The organism is Paraburkholderia graminis (assembly GCF_003330785.1).
Classification (GTDB): domain Bacteria; phylum Pseudomonadota; class Gammaproteobacteria; order Burkholderiales; family Burkholderiaceae; genus Paraburkholderia; species Paraburkholderia graminis.
In genome coordinates this window covers 64068-87873 of sequence record NZ_CP024934.1, presented here as the reverse complement: position 1 = coordinate 87873, position 23806 = coordinate 64068, and the positions used below count along the sequence as shown (strand labels likewise).

The 23806-nt window shown below is 60.0% G+C and carries 18 protein-coding genes and 5 pseudogenes; 8 read left to right on the top strand and 15 right to left on the bottom strand.

Annotated features, from left to right (window positions below; all coding sequences use genetic code 11):
* Window positions 1-268: 268 nt before the first annotated feature.
* Window positions 269-415: pseudogene (locus tag CUJ91_RS00380) on the bottom strand (ATP-binding protein); the annotation flags it as partial.
* Window positions 416-513: 98 nt separating this feature from the next.
* Between CUJ91_RS00380 and CUJ91_RS00375 the strand changes: the two are divergent.
* Window positions 514-1812, top strand: a complete 1299-nt coding sequence (locus CUJ91_RS00375) for an NRAMP family divalent metal transporter (protein ID WP_114155651.1) — start codon at window positions 514-516, stop codon at window positions 1810-1812.
* 8 nt (window positions 1813-1820) lie between these two features.
* Here the strand turns inward: CUJ91_RS00375 and CUJ91_RS00370 are convergent, their stop codons facing one another.
* From CUJ91_RS00370 to CUJ91_RS00350, 5 genes are all read right to left on the bottom strand, one after another.
* Window positions 1821-3554, bottom strand: a complete 1734-nt coding sequence (locus CUJ91_RS00370) for a molybdopterin-dependent oxidoreductase (RefSeq protein WP_114155650.1) — start codon at window positions 3552-3554, stop codon at window positions 1821-1823.
* An 87-nt stretch (window positions 3555-3641) separates the two neighbouring features.
* Window positions 3642-3959 carry a chaperone modulator CbpM gene (locus CUJ91_RS00365; RefSeq protein WP_114155649.1) on the bottom strand — a complete coding sequence of 106 codons (318 nt, stop codon included), beginning with the start codon at window positions 3957-3959 and terminating at the stop codon, window positions 3642-3644.
* Window positions 3956-4978, bottom strand: coding sequence for a DnaJ C-terminal domain-containing protein (locus CUJ91_RS00360; protein ID WP_114155648.1), 1023 nt, complete (start codon window positions 4976-4978; stop codon window positions 3956-3958). Before CUJ91_RS00360 ends, CUJ91_RS00365 begins: the two co-directional genes overlap by 4 nt.
* 465 nt (window positions 4979-5443) lie before the next feature.
* Window positions 5444-5650, bottom strand: a complete 207-nt coding sequence (locus CUJ91_RS00355) for a hypothetical protein (RefSeq protein ID WP_114155647.1) — start codon at window positions 5648-5650, stop codon at window positions 5444-5446.
* Complete coding sequence (locus CUJ91_RS00350) at window positions 5647-5901, bottom strand: hypothetical protein (protein WP_114155646.1); 255 nt, start codon at window positions 5899-5901, stop codon at window positions 5647-5649. The genes CUJ91_RS00355 and CUJ91_RS00350 overlap by 4 nt, the downstream gene beginning before the upstream one ends.
* A gap of 507 nt (window positions 5902-6408) precedes the next feature.
* On the opposite strand from CUJ91_RS00350, the pseudogene CUJ91_RS35250 reads away from it, so the two are divergent.
* From CUJ91_RS35250 to CUJ91_RS00335, 3 genes and pseudogenes are all read left to right on the top strand, one after another.
* A pseudogene (locus CUJ91_RS35250) lies at window positions 6409-6549 on the top strand (BPSL1445 family SYLF domain-containing lipoprotein); the annotation flags it as partial.
* A 238-nt stretch (window positions 6550-6787) separates the two neighbouring features.
* Window positions 6788-7438: a chemotaxis protein CheB gene (locus tag CUJ91_RS00340; protein WP_114155644.1), complete on the top strand. Its 651-nt coding sequence runs from the start codon at window positions 6788-6790 to the stop codon at window positions 7436-7438.
* Window positions 7439-7882: 444 nt separating this feature from the next.
* On the top strand, window positions 7883-8119 hold the full coding sequence (locus CUJ91_RS00335; RefSeq protein ID WP_114156654.1) for a hypothetical protein: 237 nt from the start codon (window positions 7883-7885) through the stop codon (window positions 8117-8119).
* A gap of 526 nt (window positions 8120-8645) precedes the next feature.
* Here CUJ91_RS00335 and CUJ91_RS00330 read toward each other — a convergent pair.
* The 5 genes from CUJ91_RS00330 to CUJ91_RS00310 all read right to left on the bottom strand — a co-directional run bounded on the left by CUJ91_RS00330 (window position 8646) and on the right by CUJ91_RS00310 (window position 15549).
* Complete coding sequence (locus CUJ91_RS00330) at window positions 8646-9236, bottom strand: glutathione S-transferase family protein (RefSeq protein ID WP_244230953.1); 591 nt, start codon at window positions 9234-9236, stop codon at window positions 8646-8648.
* A 191-nt stretch (window positions 9237-9427) separates the two neighbouring features.
* Window positions 9428-9679 (bottom strand): PAAR domain-containing protein, encoded by a 252-nt coding sequence (locus CUJ91_RS00325; protein ID WP_114155642.1) that lies wholly within the window; start codon window positions 9677-9679, stop codon window positions 9428-9430.
* 9 nt (window positions 9680-9688) lie between these two features.
* A complete protein-coding gene (locus CUJ91_RS00320; RefSeq protein ID WP_114155641.1) occupies window positions 9689-10045 on the bottom strand; it encodes a lysozyme inhibitor LprI family protein in 357 nt (118 codons plus the stop codon).
* Between the two features lie 22 nt (window positions 10046-10067).
* Window positions 10068-12986: a lytic transglycosylase domain-containing protein gene (locus CUJ91_RS00315; protein WP_114155640.1), complete on the bottom strand. Its 2919-nt coding sequence runs from the start codon at window positions 12984-12986 to the stop codon at window positions 10068-10070.
* Between the two features lie 52 nt (window positions 12987-13038).
* Window positions 13039-15549 carry a type VI secretion system Vgr family protein gene (locus tag CUJ91_RS00310; protein WP_114156653.1) on the bottom strand — a complete coding sequence of 837 codons (2511 nt, stop codon included), beginning with the start codon at window positions 15547-15549 and terminating at the stop codon, window positions 13039-13041.
* Window positions 15550-15955: 406 nt separating this feature from the next.
* On the opposite strand from CUJ91_RS00310, the pseudogene CUJ91_RS00305 reads away from it, so the two are divergent.
* Window positions 15956-16354, top strand: a pseudogene (locus CUJ91_RS00305) (transposase); the annotation flags it as partial.
* 162 nt (window positions 16355-16516) lie between these two features.
* On the opposite strand, the gene CUJ91_RS00300 reads toward CUJ91_RS00305, so the two are convergent.
* Window positions 16517-17566 (bottom strand): IS110 family RNA-guided transposase, encoded by a 1050-nt coding sequence (locus CUJ91_RS00300; protein ID WP_167450642.1) that lies wholly within the window; start codon window positions 17564-17566, stop codon window positions 16517-16519.
* 70 nt (window positions 17567-17636) lie between these two features.
* Here CUJ91_RS00300 and CUJ91_RS00295 point away from each other — a divergent pair.
* Window positions 17637-18512: pseudogene (locus CUJ91_RS00295) on the top strand (IS3 family transposase); the annotation flags it as partial.
* Window positions 18513-18750: 238 nt separating this feature from the next.
* Here the strand turns inward: CUJ91_RS00295 and CUJ91_RS34655 are convergent.
* Window positions 18751-18987, bottom strand: a pseudogene (locus CUJ91_RS34655) (SET domain-containing protein); the annotation flags it as partial.
* Window positions 18988-19136: 149 nt separating this feature from the next.
* On the opposite strand from CUJ91_RS34655, the gene CUJ91_RS00285 reads away from it, so the two are divergent.
* Together CUJ91_RS00285 and CUJ91_RS00280 are read left to right on the top strand one after the other, a co-directional pair.
* Window positions 19137-19421 (top strand): H-NS histone family protein, encoded by a 285-nt coding sequence (locus CUJ91_RS00285; protein WP_114155639.1) that lies wholly within the window; start codon window positions 19137-19139, stop codon window positions 19419-19421.
* Between the two features lie 178 nt (window positions 19422-19599).
* Window positions 19600-19779: a hypothetical protein gene (locus CUJ91_RS00280; protein ID WP_020071541.1), complete on the top strand. Its 180-nt coding sequence runs from the start codon at window positions 19600-19602 to the stop codon at window positions 19777-19779.
* Between the two features lie 748 nt (window positions 19780-20527).
* On the opposite strand, the gene CUJ91_RS00275 is transcribed toward CUJ91_RS00280, so the two are convergent.
* Together CUJ91_RS00275 and CUJ91_RS00270 are read right to left on the bottom strand one after the other, a co-directional pair.
* Complete coding sequence (locus CUJ91_RS00275) at window positions 20528-21760, bottom strand: MFS transporter (RefSeq protein WP_114155638.1); 1233 nt, start codon at window positions 21758-21760, stop codon at window positions 20528-20530.
* 156 nt (window positions 21761-21916) lie between these two features.
* Window positions 21917-23788 (bottom strand): amidase, encoded by a 1872-nt coding sequence (locus tag CUJ91_RS00270; RefSeq protein WP_114155637.1) that lies wholly within the window; start codon window positions 23786-23788, stop codon window positions 21917-21919.
* Window positions 23789-23806: the final 18 nt, after the last annotated feature.

The window sequence follows — 23806 nt, the reverse complement described above, 5'->3', positions numbered from 1 at the left end:
CGCCAAGAAGACGGAAAAGAAAGTCGCCACCAGAACGCCCAAGGAGAAGAAGGACATGAAGAAGCTGAAGAAGGAGGCTTCGAAGCGTCAGTGATCTCGCAATGTCACGGGGCGCCGCTGGATTCGACTTCGGGACAGCGGCGCTCTTGTCAGTGTAGTAGCAACGGTTCCGCCTGATAAAAGCTTCAAATGAGGGGTTCGGTCGCGCCGACTCGCGAAAGAGCACGCCCCATCTTCGGGATGAAGTTCGGGCGGCATCTCGCTATCGGCTGGTGCGCGCGAACCGCACCCAGCAGCCAGCGTCGATCAGCGCGTGTCCGATGGCCGATCCCAGATGACTCTTGGCGGCGCCAGGCGGCCCGAACAGGAGAATCGTGGCGCCTTTCTCCAGCCAGGATTCCCCGGTTGCCAGCGCATGTCAGCGTCGGATAGATATTCCTCATTTGCAGGTGCGCCGCATAAATAGCTGATTCGCTACTACAATAAACAGATGCCGCACGACTCCGGGCGTTTATGGAACACGACACGGTCGCGTCCGCAAACATCGATATCCAAGCCGATAGTCAGGCCGACTCGTGGTTTGCGAAGCTCGGACCAGGACTCATAACCGGCGCGGCGGACGACGATCCGAGCGGTATCGCCACCTATTCGCAGGCGGGTGCGCAATTCGGCTTCAACATGCTCTGGACCGTCCTGCTGACGTATCCGCTGATGGTCGCCATTCAGGTCGTGAGCGCGAGAATTGGGCGGGTGAGCGGTCATGGTCTCGCGACGAATCTTCGGCGCCATTACCCGCGATGGCTGCTGTACGGCACCGTCATCCTCCTGCTGGTGGCGAACACGATCAACCTTGCAGCCGACCTGACGGCCATGGGTGCGGCCGTCAATCTGCTCGTCGGCGGCCCCACGCGCGCTTACACGGTCGGACTGGGTTTGGTTTCGCTGGCGTTGCAGGTGTTCGTGCCGTACCGCGGGTATGTTCGCGTGCTCAAGTGGCTCACCCTGACACTGTTCGCGTACGTCGGCGTCGTCTTTGCAGTGCAGATCCCGTGGGCGACTGTGGCGCTGCGGACGGTACTTCCGCACGGCTCGTGGAGCGCCGGCTACATCACGACGGTGGTCGCCGTGTTCGGCACCACGATCAGCCCGTACCTGTTCTTCTGGCAGGCGTCGCAGGAGGTCGAGGAACTGCATGCCAAGAAAGGACAGCAGGCGTTGACTAAAATGCCGTCACAGGGTCCGGCAAACCTGAGCCGAATCCGCCTGGATACGTCGATCGGGATGGCGTTCTCGAATCTCATTGCGTTTTTCATTATTCTCACCACCGCGGTCACACTGCATGCCCATCACATCACCGACATCCAGACTTCGGCGCAGGCCGCCTCCGCGCTGAAACCGATCGCCGGCCAGTTCGCGTTCCTGCTCTTCAGCCTCGGCATCATCGGCACGGGGCTGCTCGCGCTGCCCGTGCTGGCCGGCTCGGCCGCCTATGCGATGGCCGGCACTTTCCGGTGGAAAAACAGCCTCGCGCTCGAACCGCAGCTGGCGAAACGGTTCTACGCGGTTATCGTGCTCGCGACGGTCGTGGGCCTCGCGCTCGATTTCACGTCGATCGACCCGATCAGGGCGCTGTTCTGGAGCGCCGTCATCAATGGCGTCACATCGGTGCCGATCATGATACTGATGATGCTGATGGCGTCGAACCCGAAGGTCATGGGCACCTTCGTGACGCCCGCGCCGCTGCGGATGCTGGGATGGCTTTCAACCGCGGTGATGGCCGCCGCGGTGATCGCGATGTTCGTTTTCATCTGAGAAGTGACTCAGATCGGTACGCGGTAGCCGTAGAATTCGTGATCCTCGTTGTAGCCGCCTTGTCCCGCGCCGAGATCGGCGAAATCGTGCACGAACTCGATGGCCGCAACCCACTTAACCATCTTGAAGCCGAGTTCGTTCTCGCATCGCAGCCGCAACGGCGCGCCATGCAGCACGCTGAGCGGCGCGCCGTTCATCTCATAGGCGAGCATCGTCAATTCGTGCCGCATGTTGGCGATGCTGTGGACGTCGTAGTAGCGTCCGCCATCGCCACCATCGGCCAGTGAATAGAACACCGCGAAGCGGGCGTCGGCCGTCGGTTTCACCAGATCGAGGAGATGACGCATCGGAACGCCGCCCCACCTGGCGACGCCGGACCATCCCTGAATGCAGAAATGCGTGGTGATCTGTTCCTGCTTCGGCATCGCTTTCAGCTCGGCGTATGTGAGCTCTGCCGGCTTTTCGACCAGCCCATCGATTCTCAGCCGGTAATGCGCAAAGCCATCTCTCACGAGTTGATCGAACCCGGCCGATGCCGGCATCGTCCCGTTGGGCCAGAAGTACGGCGAGATGTCCTGTTCGGTGAGCTGGCTCGTCGGGTCCCACCACTGCGTCACGCTATTGAATGGCCGGGCCAGGAACGCTCCGATCCGCTGAACGAGACGCGCATGACGAAGCGTGAACGGCGACGCCAGCCACCAGGTGACGGCCACGAGGGCCATGGCCGGGACGAAGACCAGCACGCCGCTCCAGGAGTCGCCGTTCACACCCGCGAACATCATGTTCAGGTTCACCCGGGCTCCGGTGATGAACACCAGCGTCACGTGCGCGAGGATGTAGAACAGGAACCAGCACAGCGCGATGAAATGAATCGAGCGCGCGCGCTGCCGGTTCAACGCCCGGCCGACCCAGCCGAGCCGGTTGGAAATCGCCGGGCTCTGCACGAAGCCGGTCAGGATGGAGGTGGGCGCCGCGATGAACACGGTAATGAAATAGGTGATTTGTTGCAGGCTGTTGTAGCGCAGCCAGCTGTGATCGGCGGGGAACGTGAGCGACAGATACTGCAGGGCGGTCGAGGCCGCGTTGGGAATCACTTTCCATGTCGTTGGCACCAGCCGTAGCCACTGGCCTGTCGTGAACAGCAGCGCGTAAAAGACGATGCCGTTGATCATCCACAGTAGCGTGATCGAAAAATGCCACCATCGCGCAAGGCCGATGGAGTGACGGATTCCAGGAATGCCGAGCCACCCGGGGAGCGTGACCGAATCGTCCTTGGCGGTCCACACGCGGCCGGCGGGCACCGCCTTCTGGAAGCGAAACCATTCCGTGCCGGGCGTGCAGTCGCGTTTCCAGTACAGCCGCGGGTGGTCGGCGAGAATCTGAAATCCCGCGCGAATGATGAACGCCATGAAAAACAGGTTCAGGAAATGCTGCAGCCTCAGCCACGCCGGGAATCCCGTGACGACCGCCACCGCGGATGGCGGGATGCCCGGGTAGCGCACGAGGAATTCCTGCACCGCCGGGACTTGCCGCAGTGCTTGCGCGATGGCTACGCCGACAACCAGCAATACGAAAGCAATCGGCAGCGTCCACAGCACGTTGACCCAGCGCTGACCGATCCGGATCCTGGGCACAACGCCTGCCTGCGGCGGTAGCCAGTGATTCAGGCGAACCCGGTCGTCCGCGGGGCTTAGACTTGCCTCCACCGGATCATGCGGAGGTGCCGGGCGAATGTGTGCCATCCTTGTCTCCTCCTGCAGTCCCGCAACCTCGTGCCTGGACCACGTGTCTAGCGCGCCATCGAGTCGAGGAGGACGTGAAAAATTCGCTCAACGACCGGACGAGCGCCTGGAACGCGCCCGCAATGCGTTGATTTCATCGAGCAGGTCGAGGGCGAGCGCAATGCCCGGTGCGTTGATCTCCAGATCCTGTGCGAGCCGCCGGGCGGTTCGCACGCGGCGCAGTGCGACACCGCTGAAGCGCCATTCGCGCGGCGTGGTGCCTTGCGGCTCGACTGCGCCTTCTGCGATCCATAACGTCACTTGTTCTTCCGACGCGCCGCTTGCCCGGCACAATTCAACGAGCGTGAACTCGACGTCCTCCTCGACAATCTCACCTTCCACAAAGAGCGTCACCGATTCTTTCATGGTCGACCACCCGTAAAATGCGCGCGCGGATCGAAGTGGAATGCGTGCCGCATCGTTTCGTAGGCCGCCCGCGCGCTGTCACTGTCGGCCGGCGGCAGCACGATCGTCAATATGACGTACAGGTCGCCCGGCGTCTTCCCCGGAATCCCCTTGCCCTTTAGCCGCAGTCGCCGGCCGCTGGCCGATCCAGCTGGCACGGTCAGCTCCACCGAGGCATCAGGAGTAGCAACGGTGACCTGGGCACCGAGCGCGGCCTCCCAAGGCGCCACCGGTAGATCGAGCGAAACATCGCGTCCGTCGACACGAAAACGCGGATCGTCGCGAAAGGAGATTTCCAGATACAGGTCACCGGCCGGTCCGTGTCCCGGGCCGGCGCCACCCTGACCGGCAAGGCGCAGGTGCTGCCCTGCCCGCACGCCCCTGGGAATGGTAACGTTCAGCGTACGCAGTTGCAGGATGACCTGACCGTGGGCAAGGACCGGCATTTGCAGCGAAACGGAACGCTGCGCGCCGTAATAGGCGTCCACCAGATCGATCACGACTCTGGCGTGATGATCCTGTCCGGGGATCGGACGTCGCCCGCCACGATAGGCATCCTCGAGATCGTCCGCGGTCGCGGCGCCGCGATCGGGTGCCGCGCCATGTCTTTCCGTTTGCCGCGAACGTCCGCCTGTGTGCGCACCGCCGAACATCGCTTCAAAGAATTCACTGAAATCCGCATGGGCGCTGGGCCCGTTGCCTGCGCCGCTGAATTCGAAGCCCTCGTCCCAGTCGGGCGGCGGCCGAAAATCCTGGCCGTTCTGCCACTCGCGGCCCAAACGGTCATAGGCTGCGCGTTTCTCCGTGTCCTTGAGGACCTGATAGGCCTCGCCCAGTTCCTTGAAACGGTCCTCCCCATCGGCCTGCTGGCTGACGTCCGGATGATATTTGCGCGCGAGCTTGCGATACGCGCGCCGGACCTCGTCCTGCGTTGCAGTGCGTGGCACTCCTAGAACCTCGTAGTAGTCCTTGTATTTCATTCCAGAGTCCGCCTGATTCGAGCAGTGCAGCCCTTTCGTATTCCGTCGGCCTCTTGCGCCTACCTGTCGTGCTTCCTTCAGCTCACCATACGGGGTTTACGTGAGTAAAGGAATCGTCCGTTCAAGTTGCGTCAGGTCTCTTTCGCATCGGTAGCGCGGCATCAGGAGCATTGCAACGGTGATTCGGTGTCACCGAACAGCGCTGTGTCGGCCGGGCTACATGTCTACGCTCTATCGTACAGGGTGTGAGGGCCCCGGCCTTGTCACACGAGCCATCGATGGCTTCACCCGCGCGGCTTCACGTCGAAATCCATTCGGCCTCGCCTGGATGGCGGTATGGAACCGTACCCGTTCTTGTCATATCTGCGCCAGCAGACCTGACATCAGAGCCCCTTTATGATTCTTCTACCGGGACGATGCACGCGCCACCGGAAAAAAACCGGCGCTTCGCCGATTCTTCCACGTTCAGGGTCGCATAAAGCCGCTTCCAGCACCCAGCAATTTGCTTGCGTGCCTGACCCATTGCTTCGGCCGTCTGTACTGAGTCCCGTCGACGACCCGCTTTTGATCTTCGGGGGCCACCGGCATGCCATCATCCGTCGCATTCGCTGCGGCTTCTCTCCGCTTCCTGCTTTCTGCCAGTTCTTCGGCATTTACCTGGTCATCAATCATGATGCACTCCTGCTGTGGAAAAACTGGTTCGCCAAAAGGCAGTTGGCGTCGCCCACGGTGGCGGGACCTACCGCAACGAACAACGTTGCATAGCGCCGGGGCTTGACCTCGCTGGAGGGAATGGTGTCGATTCGCACGACGGATGAGAACTGGCGCGGACCTTTCGCATACGGGTCACGGTGCAGCGGGAATACCTGGTGAGAGTACGCACGTAGCTCGTCCCCTCTGTACTCGATGGTGGGGATGGTCATGATGGCGCGCTCCTTAAGCGATACTGACCGTCATGAACCCATGCCTGTCCGGATGCGAAAAAGGGCGGTCAGGTCATCTGGATCTTTTCACCATGCGCTCAATGCCATCGAAAAGCACACTAAATGGTGACGTGGTGAACCTGACAGCTTGCGTCGTGCTGGCATCGCAAAGACGACCTGCTGATGCACGTGGTTTTGGTGCTGCACGCGAGCCGCACACCGCAATCGCCTACGCAATGTATCCGGATCCAGATGTGGAGGCGTTAGTCGTGCAGCCAGCCCGAGCGAAGCCGCTCATCGCGAGGGCGGCGCTCGCGGTACGGCCATTCTGCGACCTTCGACTTGCTTGCGGGAACGGGCGCGGACCGTGGCGTCGATTAACGGCCCGTCCGAAAGCCCGCGACGTGGTGTTTGAACCGCGCAGTAACGCGGCTGTGGCAGAGACAGGCGAAGACCTGGATAACCAATAGAACGCCAACCGGACGCAGACTCCGGCCAACCGCCGCCAGCGGCTCGCGCGGGCTTGTCGCGAAAGCCCGCGCCATGCTGGTTTTCCCGTCAGTCCTCCGGGCCGGTTTCTGGATCGGCGGCCAGTACGGCGAAGGCGCACTGCGTGTACGGGGCGAGACGGCCGGCTACTCCCGCACGGCTGGCCACCCCGCCAGTTGGTCGCGCTGATCACAAAGCTTGCTCGGTGACGGGGGCGAACGTGCAGCCGTGCCGTACAGGCCGGCCAGCTTCTGGCGACATCTTCGGGCCGGTTTGCGCCCAGCTGCCTGACAGGAAGTTCAGACGGTGATCCATCTCTCACCGATTCGGCAGCGCTGCCACGAAAACAGGCGCGGCGTTTGCTCGGAATGCTATCGGGAACACAGGGTCAAAAAACATGAAAACGACGTCGAATGCGCGAGATATCGTGGTGGTGGCGGCCTCGTTTGGCGGTCTGCAGGCACTCAGAAAAATCCTGCCCTCGTTGCCCACTGATCTTCCCGCAAGCGTCCTCGTTGTCCTGCATATCGGGGCGTGGCCCAGCCTGCTACCCGAAATTCTTCAGACTGACTGCCTGCTGCCGGTCATGCATGCACAGGACGGCCAGCCCATCGCCCAGGCAACGGTCTATGTGGCGCCGTCCGACCGGCACATGCTGATGCGCAACGGCGTGATCGTTCTGTCGACCGGCCCCAAGGAAAAGTTTGCGCGTCCGGCCGCTGACCCCCTGTTCCGTTCCGCAGCAGTCGAGTATGGCTCCCGTGCGATCGGCGTTATCCTGACCGGAAAACTTGACGACGGCGCAGCGGGACTGAGGGCTGTCGACGCGTGCGGTGGTTTTACGATCGTCCAGGATCCGTCGTCCTGCCTCGCCGCGGATATGCCGAAGGCGGCCCTCCGGGCAGTTTCACCGGACAAGGTTGTGCCGCTCGAAGGCATCGCCGCAGCCATCGTCAGCGCGCTGACGGACGATTCGCGTAAAGGAGTCAGCATGGACGAACGCGAGCAGATTGCGCTGGAAACGAAAATCGCCTTGACGGGAAGATGATCGCCCGGCGACCTCGAGCAGCTCGGTCATCGGTCGGGCTTGACGTGCCCCCGACGGTGCCGGCGTCGTGTGGCGCATCAGGGATGACCTGCCGTTCCGGTACCGTGCCATACCGGGCATGCATTTTCAGCGCTGTCGCTCAGGTGCGAACAGCGCAGCGGGGCTGAAAAATGCGTTCTGGTCGGCGGTACGACGCCTGCAGTAGAGTTGCTACGGGCAGAAGAGCAGCTCTCGCTGACGGAAGCCGCGGGCAGCCCCGGAGCATCCGATTCGCGCGTGGAAAAACACCGTTTGCCGGCGGCCATCGAGGGTAACCAGGCGACTGGCGCCCGACTCGGGAACAGCGACGCCGGAAAGACCGACGTAAAAGGATGCATTCTGGTCCCGGCAGTAACATCTGAAATGGGTCACATGCTAGTCTCCGTCGACAGAGGGGAGGCTTCCATGCAGCGAACGATCACGTACCGCGGCTTCGAGATTCACGTCGAATTGACTCCGGCTGCAGAGGAAACGTTTGACGTGACTTTTCTGATCAAAGGCGGAACCAACCTCGAAGTGCTCGGCGCGCGGGGAGGCCGCATAAGGTTGCGCAACGGCCCTTTTACCGAACGATGGGCCTACCTGGTGGCCGAAATTGCAGGTCAAGCCGCAATCGACGTGTTACTGGGGCCAGTCGACTGATTCCGCTTCTGTTTCTTGACTCCGTATCGGCATAAAGGTGCAAGGTCGACGTCGGCCAGCGCTATGCTTATACCCGGACCAAGCCGGGTTTGGTTGAAGTCACACAGGTCATCGGGAAGCGTCTGCATCCGGGCATGCGTCCGCCCCCGGCGGACGAAGTGCCTCGGTGAGAACGGACATAGCGTCTTCCAAGATGAATGCGCACTCAGTATCTCGACCGTTTGATGTTTTCGAAAGCGACCGTTAGCAAAAGCCGATTTCCTTGATAATCGGATGCCCGCTTCGGCGGACGACGGGATATGCGCGATCGGCGGAGAATGTCCGTTATCTGTGGCGGAGCCGACGTCTGAACGTCCGACTGACGACACCGGCGAATGACGCTTCATGGCCGCCTTGAGGCAACACCGCTGTCAATTTGATCGCCGGAAACCGGTCATTGCGCGGGGACATACGAGACCTCGGGCATGTAAACTGGATAGACGCCTCGACCGGCGGCTCCTGGCCGTTGCGTGCCGCACGCGGCTGATCACGGCTGCGTCCGGAACATGCTGTCGCGGATGGCGAATCGTTGCCACCAGTAGATCAGTTTTTCGAATCCTTCCATTAGTGAAGCGGCTTCAGGAGTCTGCATGAAGCATGCGAAGATTGGCGCGGCGTACAGATCGGCAAAGGTCACGCCACCGCCGATCAGGAACTCTTGGTCGTCCATCAACCTGTTTAGCTCAGATAAACAGACAGTCGCGCGCGGCAGCGCGGCTGCGATCTTTTGTTCATTTGCTAACCGGCCGTCGCGAGTTGCAACGACTCTTTCAACGTATATGTCCCAAATGAGCGTTTGATAGGCGTAGGCGTCCAGTATCCCAACGATCTGGTTTACCTGGGCGCGAGCTTTTGGATCAGTGGGCTGCAACTTGCATCCCGGAAAAGCGTCGTCAATGTAGCGCACGATCGCGCCTGTCTCGTAAAGGTGGAAGCCGTTGTGCTCAGATGCCGGAATACGACCGAACGGGTGCCGTGTCAAATGCTCCTTTGGAACACCAGTCTCGGCGAACACATCGACTTCAACCAGGTCGTACTTGACCTGCTTCTCTTCCAGCGCAAGCCGGACGATCCGCACGTAGACGCTCCATGCGACGCCGTATACTGTCACCACTTCGGTTGCCGGGCATGGCATCGCCCCTCAGTCGCGCATGACAGGGCGCGAACACTATGATTTGCTTTAGCGAAGAACTGCGGCCTTCAATTCAACGTCGCGACTCGGACCGGCGCGCTGATTGTCGTCGATCTGGACATTCGCAATAATCGCAGTCAAATCAAACTCGAAATGAGGTGGCAGCCACACGTGGCCCGGTGACCATGGCGAGCAATCGGCATGCCGCCATCGGTCATCGACGGATCACCTTCCTCGATCAAGTTCGGCGACACGTCAGGATGCAGCGGGCACGAAACGCGGTCGCCTTTACGGGCGACGAAGCGGCCATCGTAACGCATCGTCGCCGAGCCAGTCAGCACTTTGCCGCCGTGATCCGTATCGTCACCGGTGCGAATTAAATTCATCATATCAACCTGCTACTTATCCAGAAGAGTCTTCAAATAGTCAACTCGTTGCCTGGTGATTGTGACGAGACAGTCTTTCGTGATTAAACCAGCGCCAACACCTTGAGATTGCGAGGCTTCAGCTGCAATATAGCCATTACACTGCTTTTCTCTGTAGTTAAGCCAGGCCTTCTGTGACTGTTCAAATTCATCCTTGTACTGGGTGGATGTATATAACTTTTGATAGATTGCATTCAGCTCTCTTTTTGAGCTATCCAGAGCGTGATTCGCGCAGGATAAATCGCCATATACGTTCCCGCCGTCGGCGCATGTCTTGGCAAAGGCACTCGGAGACAGCACTAAAAGGATCACACAAATGATTTTTCTCATAACACTCTCAACAGATTGTGATTTATAACTCTGGAAGCTCTATGGCATAGGGTTCTGGCCTAGAGGACATCAGCCCTTGCGTAGTGCCGTGCACATGAACCGCATGCCCACTTCCATACCTGTAGCCAGTAATGCTTGCTTGATGGATGACATCTTCAACCCATGCCCTCGTCGCCGCCGAAGCCTCGTCTAAAGCATATGGATTCGCATAGCTCAGGTTATTTCCAACCAAGGAAGGCCCGCCGTTGGCCCGATCTTGTAGATGAGCAATAACCAGGGACCTCACTCTCGGAGAAACCCGGCTCTCGGGGACATTTTGCACACTTCCATAAGCAGTTGGCCTCGGAGCATTGATGTCTGAGAATTGCCATCTTTCGTTAATTACACCTCTAATGGTGCTCCACTTTTCAAGCCCAGACATGCGACGGTTCAAAATGGTATCAACCACGGCACCCGCCTGCTTTCCCAAATTATCATCATTCAAGCTCAGCGCCACCTCGGTTGCCGTAACTTTAATCAGATCATCTACATCCTGAGCGGACAGCCGAAGAACCGTTGTCTTATCAATAGAGCCAATGAAATTTCCAATCAATCCGATGGGGTGCAAGTGCCACGGCGTTGGCTCCTTCGGGAAGCCCTCGACGCCCGTCACCTGTTCCCACCATTGCAGCTTGTTGATCCGCTCAAGCTCGCTTTTCCAGAGCCACAGAAGCTGTTTCATCAACGGTGAGAGGTCATCCCACTTGCCCGGTCCGCCACCCCATTCGCTCTCGCAACGCACTACCAGATGCGAAAGCGCTTCGGCGAGCCACGGCGTCTGTTGGGCCTGCCTCAACTCCTGCGCCGTTACCTTGCCGTCATGATTCGTATCGACTGCCTTTTCCAGCTTCGTGATGAGTTCACCACCATTCACGAGCGACGCGCTCGACTCGAATTCCGACTTGTCCTCGCCTTCGATTAACTGCTGTGTGACATGCAGGTAACGCTTGAGCATGTCAATCGGCTTGATACTGCTGTGATCGATCAGCTCAAAACCGGGCCAGTCCCACGGTCTACACATACGGGTGAGCGGATGGTCCTTCTCACACACCCAGCCCTGACGGGTTGCGCCGTCCTTCGTGCCGATCGTGATGTTCCACCAGCGCACGCCTTTGTCATCCTTCGCAACGTTCTGTGCGCCAAGCTTGTCCAGATCGACACGACGGAACACGTCACGGAAATCCGCACCGGGTCCCTTCGCGTTCGCGACCTTCAAAGGGAAGTCTTTCCAGCCTTTGACGACGCCTGTCGTCGTCTGGTTCGCCAAAGTCGCATCGACCCATAGCGGCGTTCCGGTGTTCTGGAGCGGCGGCGCTGGATGGTGCCCATGATGGCCGCCGGAATGACCGTGCGGGGTCTGAGCCGATGTGTTCGGCGTCGCTGGCGGAGCGATCTTCGGCTGCACCCTGACCCAGCGTGAGCCTTGCAGATTAGCGAGCGGCACCAGATGCAGGCCGGTCTGCGTCAACGTCTGGTCGGGTTCGGGAACATCCGTCACCAACAGTGCGCCCGGCGAAATTTCAAGGAACGCTTTCGACTCCGGCAACTGCTTGACCCGTTCCCGACTCCTGCTGATGAAGTCCTGCAGATCCGGTCCGGCAAACGTTTCCAGATGGAGCATGGGGTGCGTGCGTCCCGGCGGCAGTGAGCTTGAATCGCTGTAGTCCTGATACTGGCCGAGATAGCCGACCACCGTGCCCGCCGTCACGGCGAACGGGGTCTTGAGCACCACCACCTGATCGAGCGGCTTCGGGTCAATCACGACATCCAGTTCATTGACATACACCCAGCCATACGGCACGTGGGGCGACGCCGGCTGACCCGCTACCGCCCCGACCGGCGTGCCGCTCCTGATCGTCGCGATCTTCGCCCAGCCGGGCTTGTCCGATTTTTCCGTCGTGGAGACAATCAGTTCAGAGCCTGTCGGCAGCAGTCCGATAATCTTTCCGTTTGCTGAATCGCGCACACGGATGCCGGTGACGGGTGAAGGCGGGGGCGTATCGTCCTTCGCATCGCTGGCGTCGCCAGCGGCTGGCGGCGGCAATTTGAAATCATTCCGGATGAGGGTTGCGATCGGATCGCTGTCCTCGCTGCCTGTCTGTTGCGTCAGCGGTGCTGGCGACGCAGGGGGCTTCGGCTTCGGTACCTGCTGTTTGTCTTTTGCCTTCGCGCCGACCCGGTAATACCGGTCACCCTCCCAGAACGGCATCGGCTGGATTTGCGGCGCCTTCGGGTCAACGGGAGCCTCCTTCGCCGCTTCCATCGCGATTCTGTACCCGACCCAGTCCAGCAGGTGCATATACAGACTGAAAAACACCAGCGTGTCGGCGGCGGGAGCTCTCGGGGGCTGCGCAGGGGCGCCTGGAGTGCTCGCTGCAGCTGGGGCGCTCGCAGTGCTGGCCGCAGAAGCTGAGGCCGCGGGCGTGCTGGATGCGCCCGGCGCACTGGCCGCGTTCGGTGAGGCCGCATCCGGTTTCGGTTGCGGCGGCGGAAGCTGCAGCTTGTGACGGATGAGCACGAAGCCCGTCGAATACAGCGCCGAGCGCTTGTCCTTGTATTCGAGTTCGGGGTATTTCGAATCGAGCCGGTACGCAACCACTTCGCCATCCGCAATCGCGCGGATGCCAACGTCCTGCTTCAACGCGTTGCCGGTCTTTCCATCAAAGTGTATTCCGCCGTGCCACAGGCCATTTGCGCCGAGCGGGTAGAAGCCGTTCTGCGCATTGCCGAGCGCCTTCATGTAGGTCATCGGGTCGGCTGCGTCGTCCTTCCCTGCTGGCGCAAACGGAAAGCTGAAGCTCAGCGGCTTGTAGGGCGGTGAGGCAGGCATTGCGGGCGTCGCCGCAGCCTGCTGTGGATGCGCGGGTTGAGAATGATGCGCGCCGTGGTGCGAGTTACTCATGGGATTCAGTTCCCGTTGTTATTCAAGACAGATGGTCTGCAGGCAGAATAAGTCACCCGGAAAACGACAGGCCGCGTCCGCCCTTCGTCGCGACGGGTGTTACCTGCAACGGATCGAGGTTCGTCGCACTCGCCCCGCCGGGCTTGTCCCACGATGCGCAGCGCTCCAGAATGTGCCCGGTCGTGACGTTCTCGATTCCTGCACCCTTGATGCTGATGTACGAACCGCCCGCGCCGAGCCACACTTCTTCTTTGGCCGTGAGGATCAGACGACCCGTTGCGCTCTCCACTTTCACATCCAGTTGCGCAAGCAGGTTCATCGCGTCGCTGAGCGCCTGAACGTCAATCTTTCCTTTCCCCGCGATAAGCTTGATGCCAAGGTTCTGCGCGAACAGACTGATTCCATCCATCACACTCGCAAGCAGCGATTTACCCGCCGCGAAAATGACGTTCTTGCGCGCGACGGTGTTGACGTGCTCGTCGGCCGCCAGGTGGAGCGACTGCTGCGTGCTCGCCGCGATCCCTTCGGGACTGGACAGCAACATGACGGGCTTCGAGAAACCGTTCGCGTTGCCCGTCCCGCCGCCCGCCGTACGGCCACCTTTGCCGACCGAGGCCGCCACGCTGTGCTCGGTCGCGTCGGTGAACGTCTTGAGCGCATCATGCCCATCCTGCAGGCTCTCGCCCCGGTTCGTCTCGCTCGCCTTCGAGACGGTTTCGAGGACTGCCTCCGCGCCAGCCAATTGTCCGGTGGCTGCCGCGACATTCAGCGGCTGTGTGGAGACGGGTTGCGTCGAAATGACCATGCCCTGCGCCGCGCGCAATGCGCCATACGCTCCCGACCTCAGATCGAAACCGGTGCCGATGAACGGGCCGCGCGTATTGTCCGTATGCTGGATCAGATACCCCATGTGAAGGCCGGTGCTGTAACTCGTTGAGTACAGACTCAGCCGATTCTGCCCGCTGGCATCATCCATCAGGATTTCGTTAAAGCCGTCGCCCCCGTACTCCTTCGACCGGTGCCCGGAAAACAGCCCGTGAGAATGGAACACCGGTTTCGTCGCGCCTCCGTGCAGCCTCGAAATGATCACTGGCCGGTCGCAGTCGCCGTTCACGAAACCGACAAGTACTTCGTCCCCCTTCCTCAAGGCGAAGTGGCCGCCGCGTTGATTTCCCGCATCCGGCATCGCCGCGCGTATCCACGCCGACGCACGTTCGTTGCGACCCTTGCGACTCCACGAAAGCCAGACCTTCGAGCGGTTCAGGGAGTCGATAAAGATCTCTTCGTTGTCCGGCGTGCCGACGATGCCCGTCTGCAGATGCATCTCGGGCTTCTGATGTGTGAGTGGGCTGCGGAACGGTACGCGCCGCCGCTGCGCTTCGATCTCTACCTGAAAGAATCCCGCACTGCCGTCTGTGTGGCGAACAGTCGATCCCGCGCCCGCCGCCCGCGCCTGCTCGACTTCGGCGCGCAGGCTCTTCGGGAACCGCGCGAGGGCCTCAATACCCGGCACGTTGTTCTGGATCAGCCAGTCGACGGCGATGATCGCCATCTCACGTTCGTTTGCTGGTTCGCTGTCGTGAATGGGATGACCATCCAGCCTGTACCAGTAGCCGGGTAGCGCGCAACGCAGGCTGCCGACGCCGAAGTAACGTTTCGAGCGGCTTGCCATTTCCTCCGCGCGAATGCGTGCCTGCGCCTCGCCCATCTCGCTGTCCGACCATGAGTACCCGCCGGTATAGATGTACCTTTCACCCTGTGCAGGCAGCTCATCCCGATTGAACGCGGGGGAACTGATCTCCTTCGGCAGGTCAGGTCGCATGTAGTCGAAGGTGTTCGTCGTAATCGCTTCGCTTTGCGTATCCTGCTGCTCACTCCACTGTGTCAGGCCGTCGAATTCCTCGTTCGTGCCCGAGCGGCTGAACTTCACCACCTGTTCCGGCAAAGGCGGAACAAAGTACAGATCGTCCATGATGACGACGGTGTGTGACTTGCCGTCCTTCGCGAATTCGAAGCGCGGGAAGATGCCGACCTCTTCCATGCTACGGTAGACGAAGTTCCAGTCGTCTTCCCACTGCACGCGTTGCGAATACGAGCGGATCGGCGAGCGCAGATCGAAGCGATACTGGCCCTGCGCCTGCGGCGTTTTGGCGAACACATCGGAGAGAATCTGCCTGCCGTCAGCTTCCTGCCAGTCGCGGCAGTCACTGCTGAGCTTGAGAAAGCTCAGCCATGATGAAAATTGAAGCTGGTAATAGGTCATTGGCCCATCACTTCCCAGACGGCGGGCGTGCTGCACATAACCGTGGATCGGCATATAGCTGCCATCGTTCTGCTGAATCCACAGTGTGACCGGCTTCAGCACGAGCGCCCCAAGCTTGATCTTTTCACCATGCGCGGACACGGCATCAACAGTGAATTCGAAATTGCTACCAAGGCGGGCCGAACCTTTCACGTACATCGGTACGAGCCAGTCCTCGCCGAGCGGCGTGTCGAGCTTGTTAAGACGCCCCAACTGCGTGTAGCCGGCGCGCAGCGCCTCCTGCAGCCGTTCGTAAGCCATGCTGAACCCCGTGTATGGAAAACGCTTACGGCCGCCGCTCAAACCGGGGCAGCCGGTTTACTTCGAGATTGCCTGTATACGAGAAACGAAGCCTGCTGGGATCGGAGGTGCCGACCAATTCGACCGAAACAGGGAGAGACAAACCTGAATCCTTATATCAGCACGACTCCGATTACTCACGTCGCATAAACGCGAAAAAAGCTGACGTTATTACCATATTAGCCATGCGCGCGATTTTACCCGAATCGATAGCGGGCGCCATATTGGCATTGTGTCAAATCCTGTCTAATCGATGAATGCGATCAACCTTCATGGAGTAGCCCCTTGATTCTCAGGACACGAGACACCCCTTAAAATAAGAGGGAATCTTGTGACTAGTTTCAAGCCTAGGCAAATCGTGGAAAGCATTGAAGTTCTGACCGAGCCGGAGCGTCGTCGTCGACGTTCGGTCCAGGAGAAAGTGGCCATCGTGCAGGAAACCCTGGAGCCGGGAGCAACAGTTTCAGCGGTTGCCCGGCGACACGGGGTCAACCCAAACCAGGTGTTTGCGTGGCGCAAGCAATACGAGGAAGGCAGCCTGGCTGCGGTGAAGGCTGGAGAAGCCGTAGTGCCCGCCTCGCAGTTAGCCACGGCGATGAAGGAAATCAGGGAGCTGCAGCGTCTGCTTGGCAAGAAGACGCAGGAGGCAGAAATCCTGAAGGAAGCAGTCGAGTATGGCCGCTCAAAAAATGTATGGTCCGCTCCGGTTTTGCAAGCGGGTTTTTTAGGCGAGACAGTTTGCGTAAATGTATCCGGCCTCTCGCGAGTCAGCTGCTTTTGGCAGCAAGGCCATGATGGGATATGCGCGCTCGGTTCCCAATAAATGGACAGACCTCACGGGCCGGTTTTTTGTACCGGGCTTACCGAACGCCGGTGCACTGTTTCGTCATCAATTACCGTCCGCAAACTTTGAAGAGAGTACGACTGATCATCGCGCTTGGGGTTGTCGCAGGTAGAACGTTCCTTGTCGTGTGAGAATCGTCCACGCGATACGTGCGAGTTTGTTAGCAAGCGCAACAATGACTTTGTTTCGATGGATTCCCTTCGCCTCCATCTGCGAGATCCAGACTCCTAGGTGATCTTTGGTTCTGTCGAGATGTAAAACACACGCGCGTGCGCCGTGAATCAATAGTCTGCGCAGGTAGGGGTTTCCACGCTTCGTAATCCCGAGCAGATGTTGTTTGCCGCCGGTGGAAAACTCTCCGGGCACAAGTCCAAGCCACGCTGCAAAATGGCGACCGGATTTAAACTGCGTGCCGGTGCCCGAGAAAGCAGTAATGGCTGTCGCGGTGAGGTGTGCAATACCCGGAACCGAGGTCAGTCGCGTTGCGACATCGTCGGCGCCAGCGATTGCTTCGATCTGACGACGCAATTGCAAAAGCCGAGCTTCGACGGAGCGATATTCTTGCCACTGCTCCTGCAAAACTTGTCGCATCGATGCCGTCAGGCCATTGTTCTCGTCGGAGAGGATGCTCGGCATATCGCGAACAAAGTATGCGGGACCTGTGCCGATAGTAATGCCATATTCCAGCAAGAAAGCGCGGGACTGATTGACGATGGCCGTCTTGCAGGACACCAGGCGTTGCCTGACTCGATGGAGAGCCTGCAGATCGAGCTGAGCTTCGGTCTTGGGCTGGGTAAAGCGCATGGTAGGACGGGAAATCGCTTCAGCGATGGCTTCCGCATCGACGATATCGGTCTTGTTGGACTTGACGAAGGGCTTGACGAACTGCGCGGGGACGATGCGAACCTGATGTCCTTGGGCGGCCGCTTTGCGTGCGAGCCAGTTGCTACCGGGACAAGCTTCCATACCAACGATGGTCGAAGACGCGCGAGCAAGGAACTCCAATAGCCGTTCACGATTGAATCGGCCCTTGAATACTGGCTTGCCTTTCGCATCCAGACCGACGACATGGAAGACCGACTTCCCGATATCAATACCCATGCGGGCGACAATGGTGGAACTGGATTGACTCATGACACACCTCCGAAAAGGGCCGGCGTCAGCGTCGATTATGCCCCGAGGAGAGGAGCGGACCATCCTATTACTGGATTGCGCGCTCGCCCTTACTGCCCGGGGACGACCAATGAAAACGGTCTGCGATGTTCTCGGCGTAGCGCGCTCTGCTCTGGCAGTCAGAAAAGCCCGCTCCCCGGACTGGCTGGACGGCCGCCGTGCCCGACAGACCGACGACACGGCGCTGGTAGCTGCAATCCACGAGCATGTGGCGGGCTTGCCGACTTATGGATACCGGCGAGTTTGGGCACTGCTGCGACGTAGTCACGAAATGACTGGTGTGCCGTGCGTGAACGCCAAGCGGGTCTATCGCGTCATGCGCGACCACCAGTTGCTGCTTCGGCGCCTTGGCCAACGTCGCGATACCCGCCGGCATGACGGACGCATTGCCGTTGACCAGAGTAATGTCCGCTGGTGCTCGGACGGCTTTGAGTTCCGTTGCGACGACGGCTCGCCGTTGCGCGTGACGTTTGCGCTGGACTGCCATGACCGGGAAGCTATCAGTTGGGCAGCGACTACCGGCGGTCATAGTGGCGACGTCGTGCGTGATGTGATGCTCGCAGCGGTCGAGCAACGCTTCGGCACGACGCAGGCAGGCGCACCCATCGAGTGGCTGTCGGACAACGGCTCTGCCTACATTGACCATCGCACGCGCAGTTTCGCTCGCGAGCTGGGTCTGGAGCCGTTGACTACGCCCGTTCGTTCGCCGCAGAGTAACGGCATGGCTGAGTCGTTCGTGAAGACAATCAAGCACGATTACATTGCCTTTATGCACAAGCCTGATGTGCCAACAGCACTCGCGCATCTGGCCGGCGCCTTTGAACATTACAACGAACGCCATCCGCATAAAGCACTGAAGTACCGTTCCCCCCGGGAGTTCCGGCGAACCGCTGCATCGTCAACCTAACGGTGTCCGAGTGTCCTGAGTTACAGGGTCAACTCCACTTCAAATTGATGCATACATAAGCGTCATTTTTTGACGGACAGATTGCCCGGCATCAGGTCCTTCCTGCGCGGCACAGGACGCGGCAACATCAACCAGTGCGGTCCACCGGCCACATAGAACGCATGCTGTAACTTGCCACTGGCTAATGGCCGGCCCCCGTTGCCCGACGCTAGCAATCTGTCGGAATGAGAACTGCCATGTGGTTCAGCCAGCGCGCGCTGTTACCCCCGAGCGAACCGTCGATGACGCGGCCATCCGAAAGGCCAAAGAGGAACGTATGCCCCTCCTCTCCGAATCGCCGATGGCGACTGATCGCGCGCTGCCAGCTCATCACGGGGCCGGTGTACTCAAGGATAAGCTCGTTGGCGCATATTGGCCGCAGCGCAAAAACGCCGCGACCGTGAACGCCTGAGCGGCGGACAGAGATTCTCTTCATCGATGATCGAGACAGCGAATGTCGGAGTTAAACTATTTCTGGTGATGACTTGAGCAAACATTTCGCCTTGCGCCTTTCACCACGCATGGCGCTTGACGACGATTTTCGCCTGGTAGAATGGTCCATCATCCCAACGGAAATTCAAGACGATGGCAGGTTACAGAGAACTACTTGCGCAAAAAGATCAGCTTGAGAAACTGGTCGCTGAGGCGCGGGAGCAGGAAGCCGCGTGTGCGCTTGAAAAGGTACGCGCGACTGTTGCGGAGTTCGCATTTACGCCCGAGGATGTGTTCGGCAACCCTCGCAAAAAAACTCCCCGCGCGGCGGCAGCGAAATACCTTAATCCTGAGACTGGCGATACGTGGAGCGGGCGCGGGCGAGCACCGCGATGGCTTAAGGATCAGGACCTCGAACGCTTCCGCATCACCGAATAACCTTGGTACAGGACGGTATCGTTAAGGAGGAACGAATTTCGGTTCTGGAACATCTACGTGCCCGAGCACGCTCCACTTCGTGCCTGTCCGCGACGATGAACGAAGAATCATGGAGCCAACGGCCGCGCTAACGTATCGCCGTCCCAGGACGTTAAAGATTCAGATACTGGAGGTTTGAATGGTCTACGCCATCCTGATTCCCGGGGGAGACGCTCCGCTCGGATATTTCCTGTCGACCGATGCACCATCGCCAGAAGCGCTTGCCGATCACATGGCGAAAGAGGCGGGTTTCGCCGATCGCGAGGAATGGATGGAGCAGACGGGCGTCGGTGTAATCGGCTACGCGCCCGTGCATTGAGCCGGCCTCGGTCACCTCCACGAAGCCGTTACCTTCGCTACCAGGGTGTCTGCCGCGCAGCCAGTGGGTGGTGAAACTGGCGCCGCCCGAGGACACCCTTGCCATCATGAAGATCTGGGGCCGACGTTAAGAGTTTCGTTCTACGTGGTCGATTACCTTCTGCTCGCCGGCTCTGAATGCCGCGTCGACGATCTTCTGGATCATAGCCAACAACTCCTCACGCTTGTCACCCAGTCGGCGACCACGGCGTTGTTCGAGTGCAGATCAATTCCGCTAAATTTCATTTCAGCCTCCTGAACGGGTCGGTTGAGCGTTGCATCCCAACTCTAGACCTTGGCCGCCCCCTTCTCTAGGCGGCCAGGAGGCCGATACCGGGCACCTGAACGCCTGGATGGCAACGACTGACATGCATGGGCGGCACTTGCGCACCGGCTTGCGGTTTTTGAAAATACAGTGGCGACGACACAAGTCCTGCTACGTGCGTCGCGCAAGAATTGGCTAGACGCGACGTGATGTCTTTGCAAGACGAAACCATGTCGCGAAATGTGCAAGTCGCAGCCCACTATCCCGCGCCCGAACCGTGGCACGCCGAACAGTCTCTCGACGTATGTGGACTCGCCGTGATGTTGCTTTCTCGTGGTTTCGGTTTGCCATGCGGCGGGGGCCCGTTCGAAGCTTTAATCTGACGAGTTCCCGCGCCGCATAGGAGGACTTGCCGTGAAGCGGAGCATGACCTACGCGTCGGGAATCACGGGTTGGCCAAGGCTGCTCGCGCCGGCTCCTCATTAGCCCCTGGCGTCTTCAACGTGCACGCAATGGCGCTCGCTATCGCCGCTGACAGCACGAGGTAGAGGAAGGCCCCCACGTACGAGCCGTTGAAGGCTCCTATCAGATGACCCATTATCACCGGGGCGATGAATCCGGCCATCTGACCGCCAAAGTTGATCAGACCCGTTGCGCTGCCGACGTGCTCGTTCGGAAAATATTTGAGGGGAACGGTGAAAACGGTTGCGTACACCATCGTGAAGGCGCCGATACACAGCGTCCAGTACAGCACGAGCAGCGGCAGTGACGACGTTGTCATCATCAGGATCAGGAATAGTGCGCAAAGTAGCGCGCCGCATGCCATCAGCGGCCTGGATCGCTGAGCGCCCGCCTTGTCGATCACGTGGCCGACGGCGTTGGTCCCGAAGAATGCCACGACATAAGGGATCATCGACGCAACGCCGATGTGCTGGATATCGATGCCTCGTACCTTGAGCAGATACGATGGCATCCACGATTGAAGCCCGAGGAATAACGTGCTACTGCAGAACCAGATGAGGCCCACGCGCCAGGTCAGCGGATTACGCAGCAACTGCATGTACTGGGCGCGGTTCTGGGTGCCGCCGCTGTCGCGTTCAACGCGCATGCGCTTGCGCGGCTCCAGCATAAAGACGAATGCGGCGGCGACCATCACACCGCATACGCCCAGCGCAGGAAACGTCCATCGCCAGCCGTAAGCTGCAATAACGGTGGCGACAAAGATGGATCCGGCTGCGTTGCCCAGGAATACCGTGCTCGACATCAGCGATTGCACGCGGCCACGTTCGCGCTTCTCAAAGTTCTCGGCGATTGCTACCGCGTTCGCCGGAGCGAAACCGCCTTCACCGATTCCGAAGAGTAGGCGGATCACGAGAAGCGATGTGAACGACCACGACATCCCGGTGAGTGCGGTGAAGACGGACCACATCACGATACATGCGGTGAGTACACGCTTCGCGCCGTGGCGATCGGCCAGCCAACCTCCGCCAAGCTGCATGAACGCATACGTAAAGTAAAAAGCGCCCAGCACATAGCCGCGCTCCTGGTCGTTGAGTCGAAACTCCTGTGCGATCGGAATCACTGCCGTGCTCATCACGATCCTGTCGGCGTACGCGACCACCCAGGCGACGAAAATGACTGCGATGAGCGCCACTTTGCGCCAGTTCTTTGAACCCATTCCTGATGCCTCCATATATCGTTCTCGCTCTGTCAACCAGCCGAATCGGCCCGAAAGACCGCAAGGCTTCAATGTGCGACGGCCAATATGTCAATGCAATTGACGATATGGCACCGGCCTATAAACGCACGTTATGGTTCAGGGAACGACGCCCGGCTAACGCCGCACGCTGGCGGTCGTGTCGGAACATACCGGCACTGCATCCTCGGTGCTATTCGTCGTAGTGAGCCGGAACACAACATCGCCTCTTACCCATCGCGCGAGTTGGTGAGGCGCGAGCGTAAGCGTGTCGGTTCGCTGTCGTTCACCTCTCGCGACCAGGTTGGCGAAGACCGGACCGGTCGACTGATCGCGTGCCGCATGGACGGTGACCGCTATCAATCGATCGACGACGTTCGCCCCCACGGACGCCTCGTACCGCAGTTCTGCCGTCAGCACGTCCAGCGCATAGTCCACGCACACGCGGTCTTGATCGCCGCTTTGCGCGCGAAAGCAAACGCGTGCACGGATCGTACGGCCGGTTGACGACAGCGCGCCAATGGACGGCGTGGAAGCTGGCGCAGCGCGCGTCCATGCCTGGGCTTCCCACTGGCTCGCATAGCTGAGCAGGTCCTGCTCGCGATAGCGCGCACCCATCAGCTCGATGCCAACAGGCAGGCCGTCGCTCGTCCAGCCGGCCGGCATGACGATGGCGGGGAGCCCCGTGCCCGGTGCAAGCTGGCTATTCGCGGCGGGCAGGATTTCCCCGATCATCGTCGGCTTGCGGCGCAGCGCAGGATAGGCGAGCACCTGGACAGCGTGTCGCCCCATGCACGTTTCGACCATGTCGCGCAGTTTCGCTTGTTGCGCAATGGCCTGCCGGTACGCTTCGCTGTCGCGGTGCTGGATCGCATCTCTCGCCCTGAGCACGAATTCGAGCTGCTCGTGGTGCAAACCAGCAGCAATCGCATCGCTCAGTGAGCGTATCGCCGAAGCAGGATAACGGCTCAGGTAGTCAGCCAACGCAAACCGGAACTCGTGCGCGATCACGTTGCTCGCCCGCATCACCTGTTCGAGCTCGGGGATGTCAATGTCGACCAGTTGCGCTCCTAGCCGCTGCATCACTTCCAACGCGTGGCGGCTCAGCGCCGACACATCTTCTTCATCGGCGGCGCTGCCGAACAGCTGCGCCACTACTCCAATCCTGAGTCCGGCCAATGCATCGGCGCGAATTCCAGTCAGATAAGAGCGGGGGATATGGGCTCCCGCGCCGACCGTCGAAGCATCCGCGGGATCCGCACCCACGATCGCGTCTAGCGCGATGGCGAGATCATCGACGGTGCGAGCGAGCGGCCCGGGGATGTCCTGTGTCGTCGACAGCGGCATCATGCCTGACCGGCTTGCGAGTCCGCGCGACAAGCGCAGCGTATAGAGGGATTGACACGACGCCGGCACGCGCAGCGAGCCACAGGTATCGCTGCCGATGCCCACAGCGGCGAAGCTCGCCGCAATGGCCGCGGCCGTGCCGCCACTTGAGCCGCCGGGCACCCGACGCAGGTCGTACGGGTTGCGTGTAAAGCCGGTCAGAGACGAGACATTGGTTACCCCCGCGGCGAGTTCGTGCATCGTTGTCTTGCCTAACACAATGGCACCTGCCGCCCTTAGCTTCTGAACGAGAAACGCGTCGGTCTGCGGGTAGAGGTTGGCAAACGCAAGCGAGCCGCCGGACGTCGGCAGACCTGCAACGTCGATATTGTCTTTGACGAGTACCGGAATGCCATGAAGAAAGCCGCGCATGCCCTTCGCGCACCGCTCGGCGTCGAGCGCCGCCGCTTCGCCCAAGGCGGACGGGTTGATTGCAACGATCGAGTTCAGTCTGGGACCGGCCCGATCGAACGCTTCGATCCGGTCGATGTAACTCTGCACGAGTTCGACAGCCGTGAGCTGGCCAGAAGCCAGTGCGCGATGCAGCTGCTGCACCGACTTTTCGCTCGCGTCGCAGCTGGCCTCTGGTTTGAAGCCATGGTCTGCTGTATGGTCGATCGACATACCAGTTCATTCCCTGTT

What these genes read in the sequence shown, in the direction of transcription:
- CUJ91_RS00375 (WP_114155651.1), top strand. Translation starts at nt 514, where the DNA reads ATGGAACACGACACGGTCGCGTCCGCAAACATCGATATCCAAGCCGAT.
- CUJ91_RS00370 (WP_114155650.1), bottom strand. Translation starts at nt 3,554, where the DNA reads ATGGCACACATTCGCCCGGCACCTCCGCATGATCCGGTGGAGGCAAGT.
- CUJ91_RS00365 (WP_114155649.1), bottom strand. Translation starts at nt 3,959, where the DNA reads ATGAAAGAATCGGTGACGCTCTTTGTGGAAGGTGAGATTGTCGAGGAG.
- CUJ91_RS00360 (WP_114155648.1), bottom strand. Translation starts at nt 4,978, where the DNA reads ATGAAATACAAGGACTACTACGAGGTTCTAGGAGTGCCACGCACTGCA.
- CUJ91_RS00355 (WP_114155647.1), bottom strand. Translation starts at nt 5,650, where the DNA reads ATGATTGATGACCAGGTAAATGCCGAAGAACTGGCAGAAAGCAGGAAG.
- CUJ91_RS00350 (WP_114155646.1), bottom strand. Translation starts at nt 5,901, where the DNA reads ATGACCATCCCCACCATCGAGTACAGAGGGGACGAGCTACGTGCGTAC.
- CUJ91_RS00340 (WP_114155644.1), top strand. Translation starts at nt 6,788, where the DNA reads ATGAAAACGACGTCGAATGCGCGAGATATCGTGGTGGTGGCGGCCTCG.
- CUJ91_RS00335 (WP_114156654.1), top strand. Translation starts at nt 7,883, where the DNA reads ATGCAGCGAACGATCACGTACCGCGGCTTCGAGATTCACGTCGAATTG.
- CUJ91_RS00325 (WP_114155642.1), bottom strand. Translation starts at nt 9,679, where the DNA reads ATGATGAATTTAATTCGCACCGGTGACGATACGGATCACGGCGGCAAA.
- CUJ91_RS00320 (WP_114155641.1), bottom strand. Translation starts at nt 10,045, where the DNA reads ATGAGAAAAATCATTTGTGTGATCCTTTTAGTGCTGTCTCCGAGTGCC.
- CUJ91_RS00315 (WP_114155640.1), bottom strand. Translation starts at nt 12,986, where the DNA reads ATGAGTAACTCGCACCACGGCGCGCATCATTCTCAACCCGCGCATCCA.
- CUJ91_RS00310 (WP_114156653.1), bottom strand. Translation starts at nt 15,549, where the DNA reads ATGGCTTACGAACGGCTGCAGGAGGCGCTGCGCGCCGGCTACACGCAG.
- CUJ91_RS00300 (WP_167450642.1), bottom strand. Translation starts at nt 17,566, where the DNA reads ATGAGTCAATCCAGTTCCACCATTGTCGCCCGCATGGGTATTGATATC.
- CUJ91_RS00285 (WP_114155639.1), top strand. Translation starts at nt 19,137, where the DNA reads ATGGCAGGTTACAGAGAACTACTTGCGCAAAAAGATCAGCTTGAGAAA.
- CUJ91_RS00280 (WP_020071541.1), top strand. Translation starts at nt 19,600, where the DNA reads ATGGTCTACGCCATCCTGATTCCCGGGGGAGACGCTCCGCTCGGATAT.
- CUJ91_RS00275 (WP_114155638.1), bottom strand. Translation starts at nt 21,760, where the DNA reads ATGGGTTCAAAGAACTGGCGCAAAGTGGCGCTCATCGCAGTCATTTTC.
- CUJ91_RS00270 (WP_114155637.1), bottom strand. Translation starts at nt 23,788, where the DNA reads ATGTCGATCGACCATACAGCAGACCATGGCTTCAAACCAGAGGCCAGC.